The following is an 8770-nucleotide window of genomic DNA, read 5'->3' as shown; positions in this document are numbered from 1 at the left end:
TGTTGGTACTGCAATCCCTGATGCCCTGCAGGAATTCAGGATCAGAAAGCTTAAAGAAATGGGGGCAAATGCTTTTCGTTGCTCGCATAATCCTCCTACGCCGGAATTGCTTGATGCCTGCGACCGGCTTGGAATGCTCGTGCTGGACGAAAACCGCCTGATGGGATCTACGCCAGAACATCTGGAATTGATTAAACGTATGATTCTCAGGGACAGAAATCATCCTTCCGTTTTCATCTGGTCGCTGGGTAATGAGGAGTGGGCTATTGAAGGAAATGAGAAAGGTGCGCGCATCACTTCAACCATGCAGGCCTTTGCCCGGCAATTGGATTCGACCCGCCGCTTCACCGTTGCAACCAGCGGTGGATGGGGCCATGGTACTTCTACAGTGAACGATATGATGGGATATAATTATATTTTCAATGGCGATATAGATGCTCAACATGCTGCATTTCCCAACCAGCCGGCTGTAGGCACCGAGGAGACAACCTCACGCAGTACACGCGGCGTATACGAGGATGATAAAGCCAATGCCCACATGGAAGCTACAGATAGAAAGCACAATGGCACCAGCATGGAAACCGGTCTGAAGTTTTATGCCGCCCGTCCTTTCCTTTCCGGCCTTTTCTTTTGGACAGGCTTTGATTACAGAGGAGAACCCAATCCTTATGGATGGCCGCAGGTGGCCTCGCAAAGCGGAATACTTGATTTATGCGGGTTTCCAAAGGATATGTTTTATTATCTTAAGTCCTGGTGGACGGATAAGCCTGTGCTGCATCTTTTGCCTCACTGGAACTGGAAAGGCAAAGAAGGTCAAACCGTCGATGTTTGGGCTTATTCCAATTGCGATGAGGTGGAATTATTCCTCAATAAAAAAAGCCTGGGCAGGAAAACCACCCCGGTCAACTCTCATTTGGAATGGAAAGTAAACTACGAACCCGGCACTTTACTTGCTCGCGGTTATAAAAGCGGAAAAGAAATGATCAGCGAGAAAGTTGAAACTACCGGCGAACCGGCTGTCCTTCAGCTTACACCTGACCGCAATATCCTGAAAGCCGATCGTGAGGATGTCTCTGTCATTACAGTTCAGGCCAACGATAAGAAAGGCAGGCTGGTGCCTGTTGCAAATAATGAAATTGAATTTTCTGTTGACGGGCCCGCTAAAATGATTGGAGTTGGCAATGGCGATCCTGCTTCCCATGAACCTGACCGGTATATTGAGAAAGTAGACCGGATTCCGATTAATGGCCTTAAACAATTAGCTGCCGACAGTGTTTCGATAAATACTTTGGTGCAATATGATTTTGATGATTCCGGGTGGAAGGCTGCTTTTAAGGAAGTGGATTCGGAAAACCGGGTTAAACAGGATACTGCGCATCTGGCCATTATCCGTGGGACGTTTGATTTGTCCCTGATTAACGACAGTTTGAAAGTGACCCTGCTGGCTAAAAGTCTGGGGGAACTGCAATCTGTTTATATCAATGGACGGTTGATTGCCAGAGATGTTAAACGGGGTGATGCTGGTCAGAGTTATCTGCTCGACAATTCCTTACTTAAAAAGGGTAAAAATGTATATGCGGTTGTTTGCCATCCTTTGGTAAAAAAGAATCAGTGGGAGGCTCTAAATACTGATCCCGGGCTTATACAGGTAATCAAGCCCGCATCAACCTGGAAGAGGTCATTATTCAATGGTTTGGCTCAGGTGATTATCCAGACTACCGGCCAACCAGGTGAAATTACGCTTACTGCAACTTCACCTGGTCTTGTTAAGGCTGTACTTAAACTTCAGTCAAAACCTGCTGTATTGCGCCGTTCTCTTTAAATTGCGTAAAGTATTTTAGAATAAATAAAATATCTGTGTTTGCTGTTTTCTGAATGAATGTTTCAATTAGCGGATTTAGCCCGTGGCAAAGCGAAATCTTTTGTTCATATTAATCTGCCTTTTTTAATAGGGGAAAGGAAAATGAAAGAGGTAATGGAGTATGTATGGATGTCTTACTTATTATTCCATGTTTACTAAATAGTAGAGATCGTCAATAAACTGGGAAAAATTTCCTAATTGAAAGATGCTGCCGGAAACCGGGAACGCATCAATACAATTAACATCAATGGAAACTAATCTTCATAGGGTATGAATTCCAGATATAACAGAATAAATTTAATAATTCTTTAAGAAGCATGCAGAAGTAGAATTGCTAAACTTGATGAATATAAAAGTCAAAGATTTATAGCTAATTAACGAAATATTTATTAAATTTATTCATAGTTATTTCCAATTTTTTAATTAATACCTTGGAAAATGAAGAAACATAAACTTTTGCTTTTTACCATGATGTTATGTATGGTAAGTACATTTGTTTCGGCTCAGACCGAAGATAACAAATGGGGTTTGAGCATGGGATTCGGAAAGAACGAATATAAAGGTGACCTGGGCAACGGACTTTTCGATTTTGACCAGGATTTTAATGCTTTCGGGTCATTGGGTTTATTCCGCTACCTGAATCACTCCTTTGACCTGGGAGGAAGGTTCTCCTGGGGAAGTTACGGGTATAAATCTGATTTAAAGCATGTCCCTTCTCATTTTTTCGGACATAAAACTGATTATTCCCTAATGTTGAATTACAAGTTGAACAACGGTTGTATCCTGCCGGCCAAAGCAAAGTTGCAACCTTATCTTACTATAGGATTAGGTGGTGCAACATATTATGGGCCAAGTATATACAAAACCAGTATTACTGATTTTATTGTTCCGATGGGCGCGGGACTTAAATATAATTTCAACAGCTGGTTTGCTGTTCAGTATCTTTTCCTGTATACCCCGACTAACCATGATGTGCATGATGGATGGTGGAAAGGGAAACATGACCGTTATTTCCAGAATGAGATAGGGTTGGTCTTCAGTTTTGGCAAGAAGAAGGATTCGGATGGTGATGGGGTTGCAGATAAATATGACAGATGTCCCGGAACCCCTAAGGGGGTAACCGTCGATGCCCGCGGCTGTCCGATAGATTCAGATGGTGATGGCGTTCCCGACTATCTTGATAAGTGTCCCGGTACTCCACAGGGTGTTGCAGTCGATGCTAACGGTTGTCCTTTAGATTCAGATGGAGATGGCGTTCCCGATTACCTGGATAAGTGTCCGAATACACCTCCGGGAGTTAAAGTTAATGCAAGTGGCTGTCCTTTGGATTCAGATGGCGACGGTGTTCCCGATTATTTGGATAAATGTCCTGATACGCCTCATGGTGTGGCAGTCGGTAAAAATGGCTGTCCTTTGGATTCGGATGGCGACGGCGTTCCCGATTATCTTGATAAATGCCCTGGCACCCCTAAAGGGGTAACAGTTGATGCTAAAGGTTGTCCTTTGGATTCGGATGGTGATGGCGTTCCTGATTATTTGGATAAATGCCCGAAGGTAAAAGGCCTTAAATCAAACAATGGATGTCCGGAGGTTAAAGCAACTGCAAAGAAAATTTTTGCAAAAGCCCTTACCGGCATACAGTTCGAAACAGGTAAAGATATTATTAAACCCGCGTCGTTCCCGATTTTAAACCAGGTGGTAGCTGTAATGAATGAAGATCCTGAATACAACCTGGAAATAAATGGACATACCGATAATATCGGTACTCCTGCACACAATATGATTCTGTCCCAAAAACGTGCTGATGCCGTGAAAGCCTATTTAGTGAAAAAAGGCATTAATGCCGGAAGATTGAAGGCTCAGGGCTTTGGACAAACACAGCCTGTTGCAGATAATAGTACTGCTGCAGGAAAGGCTAAAAACCGCAGGGTGGAATTTAAAGTGGTGTTTTAAGAGATGCATGTAAAATGAAATATATTTTTCTCTTTGAGAACCTCCGGGATATCCTGGAGGTTTTTTTGTAATAATAGTGATGAGTACTGTTAAAAAATCGCAAAATTACAGTTGCTTTTTTATTTCAAATTTGCTTTCAATTTGCAGATAGTTAAATTATTACGTTGTTGATTTGGATAACTTTATCTGTTGTTGTTTGGTCCTGTAATCTTTAGGCGTTTCTCCTTTAAGTTTTTTAAATGTCCGGTTATAGTAAGGTACATCGTTAAATCCTACCGCATAACAAATATCAGCTATAGACCTTTTCGTTTCCCGGAGCATAAGGCAGGAGCAATCGATACGGTACTCATTTAAAACACTGAAAAAAGACTTTCCTTTCATCCTTTTGAAGAAAGTACAAAAGGATGAACGGTTCATTCCAACATATTTTGCAACTTCATCAAGCGCTATTCTGTGCTGGAAATTATTGACCATGAACCGGGATACTTCCTGCATTTTAGCCGTACTTTTATTTTGTTTGTGATAAAGGCCTACAATGTGTGTTTCATCCGACGATGAAATTACGGAGAGTAGATTGATAAAAGATGACAATTGCTCTATATCGTTTTGAGATAACATGGCAGTCAAAATTTTCTGCACAGATACTAAGGTATTCCCTTCAAGCCTTATAGCCTGTTTATATTGGCTGATTTGTAAAATGTAATTTTTTGCCTCCGGAAATATATTGGCAAATTTTTCTAATAAGGATTGCGGGAAAATGATCGTGATATTTTCTATTTTACCTTCCTTATCATGATCATATTCATTGAAATACCATCCGTGTGGAATATTGGGAGGCAGCAGGATGGCTTCGCCACACGAAAAGGTTTCTACAATATTTCCGATAATACGTGTGCCACTCCCTTTTACAATATAGGATAATTCCCATGTATCGCTTTGATGCAATGTGATTTGCTCATTCCAGACAATGTGGACATGATCAAATGAAAAAGATTTTTCATCACTAAAACGGACATGACAATATTTGATATTTTCATGCATATTGTACCTGCTCTTTTTAAGACCCTGTAAATATACGACAATAAATATTTAATAAACGACAATAAGGAAGTAAGGCGGGGAACTATTTTTGGCAAAATTTAAAAATATTAACCTATGAATTACATTTCTTCAGCTTCATTTTCTGATACTAAAAAACACTATGAGATACTCGACGGATTACGCGGCGTAGCGGCTGTGATGGTCGTCATGTTCCATCTTCTGGAAACATTTACGGGTGGCAGTAATTTAAAACAGATAATAAACCATGGTTATTTGGCAGTTGATTTTTTCTTTGTCCTTTCCGGTTTTGTTATTGGCTATGCTTATGATAACCGTTGGGATAAAATGACTTTAAAAGGTTTTTTCAAACGTCGTCTTATCAGGCTGCATCCAATGATTATAGCCGGTATGGTTATTGGGGCAGTATGTTTTTATTTTCAGGGTTCTGCAGTTTTTCCTATGATCCGTCAAACCCCGGTTTGGGAAATGTTACTGATTATGCTGATCGGTTTTACATTGCTTCCTGTACCTCCATCAATGGATATCAGAGGCTGGCAGGAGATGCATCCTCTGGATGGCCCGGCATGGTCTTTGTTCTTTGAATATATTGCCAATATCCTTTATGCACTTTTTATACGGAAATTCTCAAATAAATTGCTTGCGGTTTTTGTGTTTATTTTCGGTTGTATTCTTATTCAACTTTCCGTGTTTGGTCCCAATGGAGACGTTATAGGAGGTTGGTCAGTTGAACCATCGCAACTGCGCATTGGCTTTACCCGGTTGCTTTACCCCTTTTTTGCAGGCTTATTGCTCTCCCGTATTTGCAAACCTGGACATATTAAACATGCTTTCTTTTGGTGCAGCCTGCTGTTGGTGATTATCCTTTCAGTACCCAGGATTGGGGGAAGCAATCATCTGTGGATGAATGGACTTTATGTTTCTTTTTGTATCATATTCCTTTTCCCTCTTATTGTTTACCTTGGGGCCAGTGGTAAGGTAGTGGGAAAATTGCCTTCAAAGATATGTGAGTTTCTTGGAAATATCTCTTTCCCAATATACATCATTCATTACCCATTTATATATTTGTTTACGGCCTGGGTATCAAATAAGAATATTTCTTTAACGCAATCGTTACCTGTTGCTCTTATCGTCCTTCTGGCCAGTATAGCTCTTGCGTATGTATGTTTGAAGTTATATGATATCCCTGTTCGAAAATGGCTGACAAAACGTTTTATGGGAACTCCTAAAAAATAATAGGTACGATGTACGATTATTGTAATCGATTGTTAATCGGGTGTTCTATTTTCTTTTTTTTAGCTAACAGACCGAATTCTGTCTTAAGACATAATTATTCCGGAACAATTCTTTGTTCCGGAATAATTAATCCTAACGATAAGTCGCATTATAAAAAGCGGGTATACACTACTTTCCATATTACAGTACCTCCTGTGATTGATGGTCAATTAAATGATAGTTGCTGGAGAGTGGGTGAGTGGCAAAGCAATTACACAGTTTCTGCCTGTATAAATTGCAAAACCTTCGCATAAGACTGATTTGAAAAGGTTTTATGGCGTTACAACATTCGTGTTGATTTTTCATTAATATTGTAATCTAAATTCTTCATTCATGAAAAAGACCTTTGCTGCTATTGTTGTATGCCTTGTCCTGGCTGTAACAGCCACCCATGCACAGGAAAAAACTTTCAGAATCACCAAAAAATACCTAAACATCCCGGTTTCGCAAAAGGAGGAAAGGTCCAGGATGACTTTCAGCCTTAACGGCAGGGAAAACCGCAGCTTCGTCATACGGCTGGCTTCAGGACAACCCGACTACTGGGTATTTGTTGACGTTTCTGCATACAAGGGCAAGAATGTAAGGATTTCATATCAGGGAAATCCGTCGGGATTGGCCAACATCAGCCAGGAAGACACAATCAGGACGAGCGGAGCTCCTGTTTACCATGAAAAGAACCGTCCCCAATATCATTTTACTACCCGCAGGGGCTGGACAAACGATCCCAACGGGCTGCTCTTTTACAGCGGTGAATACCATCTGTTTTACCAACATAATCCCTATGAACGCGAATGGGAAAATATGCATTGGGGGCATGCTGTCAGCAATGACCTGGTACACTGGCAGGAATTGCCCGAGGCCCTGTATCCTGACCAGCTGGGCACCATGTTTTCCGGTTCTGCAGTAATCGATTACCAGAATACATCCGGATTTGGAAAGGGGAATGTACCGCCCATGATCGCAGTCTATACAGCGGCCAGTCCGGATAGACAGACACAATGTATCGCCTACAGTCTTGATAAGGGCCGCACCTGGACCAAATATGATAAGAATCCGGTTATCGATTCCAAAGAAAAATGGAACAGCACAGATACCCGCGATCCGAGAGTTTTCTGGTACAAACCTGGCAACCATTGGGTATTGGTACTGAACGAACGCGACGGCAATTCCATCTACACTTCCACCAACCTGAAGGACTGGAAATATGAAAGTCATGTTACCGGTTTCTGGGAATGCCCCGACCTGTTTGAACTTCCCGTGGATGGAAACCCTGATAACAAGATGTGGGTGATGTCGGGCGCCAGCAGCAACTATATGCTGGGTAACTTCGATGGCAAGGTCTTTACTCCATTGGCCGGTAAGTATTACTACTGTAAAGGATCCATGTATGCGGCCCAAACCTTCAACAATATCCCTGAAAGCGACGGCCGCCGCATCCAGTTGGGGTGGGGCAGGATACAGCAACCCGGAATGCCCTTTAACAGTATGATGCTGCTGCCAACCGAATTGACCCTGCGTACCACTAAGGAAGGTGTCAGGCTCTTCAGCTTCCCGGTCAAGGAAACGGAACAATTGTTCTCCCGGCTGGCGCAATGGAAAGGACTCAGTTCTGCTCAGGCCAATGAACACCTCAAGGATTTCGGGAACAAAGATCTGCTCAGGATAAGGACTACATTCCGGTTGTTCCAGGCTACCAGTGCAGGCATTGACTTAAACGGACAGAGACTTATTGATTACGACTTGAGCAACAACACCATCAATGGTGTCTTTTATTCACCCCAGGAAAGGACCAGCATGGAACTCACCGCAGACATTTATCTGGACAAAACCTCCATCGAAATCTTTATTGACGGGGGTATATACTCCTATTCGATGGAACGAAAGGTTGACGGCAACAACAGGGAAGGTTTCAGGTTCTGGGGAAATAATATTGAAGTTGTTAACCTGGAAGTAGATGAAGGAAAGTCTATTTGGTAGAATGTTATATTTACCTGCCTGTACCGGAAGCGTTTTTTGTCTTTCCCGGTTTTTGCGGGAACAACATCGGTGTTTTTGATTTGTATTCAAGATAGGATGCCCCAAAACGGAACTCAAGTTCACGTTCTTCATACATCTTTATAAAAAATAACAATGCCGGTGCAAAAACGATGAGTGCCCATAGCACAAACAACAGTGACTGAAACCAGATTCCCAATGACAGAAGGAACGAAAGGGCTGCCAGTACCATGGGATTGCGGGTCCAGGCATACATCCAATCTACTGCCAGTTTTTTACTGAGCGAAATGAAAAAGGGTGCCCCGAATCCTTTCAATGCCAGGTTCGCTACTGTCAGAAATGCAGCTGCCCCGGTGATGATGACCAGGATCAAACCGATTGCGGATGGAATTGGAAGCACCCATCCGGGCCAATCCCGGTACGTGGTAAGTGCCCGGACGACAGGAATGCCAAATGTGAAACCCAAGCCAAAATGGACAAACGTTGTTGTCCAGACGGCATGGCTTATTGTTTGATGCCGGTCCAGGATTTTCCGGCCGATCCAAACATGAGGATATGTCAACAACACACCTCCCACAATGACGATTAGATTTATAATTTTTGAAAGATGTGCATTGAGCACCAGCC

6 protein-coding genes are annotated in these 8770 nt (G+C 42.3%); 4 read left to right on the top strand and 2 right to left on the bottom strand.

The features are described from left to right. The coding region (locus Q8907_08945) for a DUF4982 domain-containing protein (GenBank protein ID MDP4274391.1) at positions 1-1822 on the top strand (1822 nt) is incomplete at its 5' end. A gap of 477 nt (positions 1823-2299) precedes the next feature. Continuing rightward, a complete protein-coding gene (locus tag Q8907_08940) occupies positions 2300-3814 on the top strand; it encodes an OmpA family protein (protein ID MDP4274390.1) in 1515 nt (504 codons plus the stop codon). 159 nt (positions 3815-3973) lie between these two features. Here Q8907_08940 and Q8907_08935 read toward each other — a convergent pair whose 3' ends face one another. Then, entirely contained in the window at positions 3974-4855 is an 882-nt protein-coding gene (locus Q8907_08935; protein ID MDP4274389.1) for an AraC family transcriptional regulator, read from the bottom strand. 114 nt (positions 4856-4969) lie between these two features. Here Q8907_08935 and Q8907_08930 point away from each other — a divergent pair, with 114 nt between their 5' ends. Continuing rightward, positions 4970-6109 carry an acyltransferase gene (locus tag Q8907_08930; protein ID MDP4274388.1) on the top strand — a complete coding sequence of 380 codons (1140 nt, stop codon included), beginning with the start codon at positions 4970-4972 and terminating at the stop codon, positions 6107-6109. A gap of 372 nt (positions 6110-6481) precedes the next feature. Continuing rightward, positions 6482-8125: a DUF4980 domain-containing protein gene (locus Q8907_08925; protein MDP4274387.1), complete on the top strand. Its 1644-nt coding sequence runs from the start codon at positions 6482-6484 to the stop codon at positions 8123-8125. Between the two features lie 10 nt (positions 8126-8135). Here the strand turns inward: Q8907_08925 and Q8907_08920 are convergent. After that, on the bottom strand, positions 8136-8770 hold a 635-nt coding region (locus tag Q8907_08920; GenBank protein MDP4274386.1), incomplete at its 5' end, for a methyltransferase.

This window comes from Bacteroidota bacterium, from assembly GCA_030706565.1.
Taxonomy (GTDB): domain Bacteria; phylum Bacteroidota; class Bacteroidia; order Bacteroidales; family JAUZOH01; genus JAUZOH01.
This window is presented reverse-complemented; position numbering and strand designations above follow the sequence as displayed.